2 protein-coding genes are annotated in these 1,568 nt (G+C 66.0%); both read right to left on the minus strand.

Translation table 11 applies throughout. From position 1 onward, the window contains the following. Positions 1-549: ferritin-like domain-containing protein (locus RMO23_RS07130; RefSeq protein ID WP_309679908.1), on the minus strand; the 549-nt coding region annotated here is incomplete at its 3' end. A 56-nt stretch (positions 550-605) separates the two neighbouring features. Beyond that, a complete protein-coding gene (locus RMO23_RS07135) occupies positions 606-1,325 on the minus strand; it encodes an RNA polymerase sigma factor (RefSeq protein WP_309679910.1) in 720 nt (239 codons plus the stop codon). Positions 1,326-1,568 lie beyond the last annotated feature (243 nt).

Genomic DNA, 1,568 nt, shown 5'->3' on the forward strand with positions numbered 1-1,568 from the left:
CGGCACATCGCCAATCGCCTGGCGCAGGATGGCCCAATGCATGGCCTCGTCGCCCAGGATGCTGGCCGCGGCCTTGGACAGGTCGCGGTTGCCAAACAGCGGCACCGCGCCCAGGTAGGCGCTGACGGCGCCCTGCTCCAGTTTGGCGGCAAACTTCAGCACGTCCATTTCCGATTTCAGCTGGTCGACCGGAAAGTCGTACCTGCTCTTGCCTGCCGCGGGCTTGCCGCCCAGTTTTTCAACCGTGCCCGACAGCAGCGCGACATGCGCCTTGTGGTGGCCCTGAAACGTCAGCGCCAGGTCCAGCACCGGCTTGCTCAGCAGCTTGCTTTCGGCGCCCAGCTGGTAGGCGGCAATGGCTTCGAGCTCGGCGCCGATCGCGGTATTGAGAATCTGCACATCGCCGGCCGTGGAGGCGCCGGCCCTGGCCGCCAGCACGTCATTACCGGCCAGCAGCGCCACCGCGGCGCCCGACAAGACCAGGCCGCCGGAGCGGCCCAAAAACAGCCGCCGTGCGGCCAGCGGGGTGGGCATTTGAAAGAAGGACATGGTGAACTCCCTTGATAAGGTGGGTACTAAGGTGGGTGAAAAGAACCCGGTTGAAATCACGGGCGCGAGGCATCGCGCTCGTGGGCAATCCTGGCCAGCACGCCCGCCACGATGCGGTCGCAGCGCAAGCCGGCAAATGAAAACGCGTCGCCCAGGCCCAAGTCGATGTCGCGCGACAGGCCTTCGCGCAGCAGGCTGCGGGCGCGAAAAAAGCGCGTACGCACCGTGGCTTCGGGAATGCCCAGCACCTGGGCCACTTCCTCGACGCTCATTTCCTCGACGCCGCGCAGCATGAACACGGTGCGAAACGCATCGGGCAAGGTGTCGATGCGGGCCTCGATCTGCTGGCGTATCTGCGCCCGCATCAGGGTCGGCTCCGGCTGGTCGTTCGGGTTGGCGGGCATCTGCATCTCCTGGGTTTCTCCGTCGGCCTGCATGCTGGCGCTCAGCGGCAGCACCTGCGCCGGCCGCGCACCGTTGTGCCGCAGCCGCCCCAACGCCTCATTGACCACGATGCGCACCAGCCAGGTCGACAGCCTGGACTCGGCCCGAAAGCTGGCCAGCGCACGCCAGGCGCGCAGATAAGCTTCCTGCAGCGCGTCCTGGGTGTCGTCGTCGTTTTTCAGAATGCTGCGCGCGCTGCGAAACAGCAGCCGGTTGTAGCGCCGCATGATCTGGGCAAAGGCCTGGTCGTTGCCGGCCATCGACAGGCTGACCAGTTCGGCGTCCGGGCTGGTTTCCAGCGGCACCGGGTTGGGGGCGTGCAAGGTGTTCATGGCGGCGGCTGTCCTTCCTGCTTTGCTTTCGTTACTCATTGGATGGCCATGCTGCCCGCGGCGTTCCGGTTTTGTTCAGTCCCTGAAGAAAACCCTTGGCCGCGCCTCACAGCGACTTCAGATATTCGGCCACATCCGCGATCTGCTGCGGGCTCAGGCCCAGCGCCTGGCGCGTGTTGTAGGTGGCGACCACGTCGCCCAGCGTGGCGGCCGAGCCATCGTGGAAGTAAGGCGCGTGCTGCC

The sequence above is a fragment of the Polaromonas sp. genome (genome assembly GCF_031411155.1).
GTDB lineage: Bacteria > Pseudomonadota > Gammaproteobacteria > Burkholderiales > Burkholderiaceae_C > Polaromonas.

What these genes read in the sequence shown, in the direction of transcription:
- RMO23_RS07135 (WP_309679910.1), bottom strand. Translation starts at nt 1,325, where the DNA reads ATGAACACCTTGCACGCCCCCAACCCGGTGCCGCTGGAAACCAGCCCG.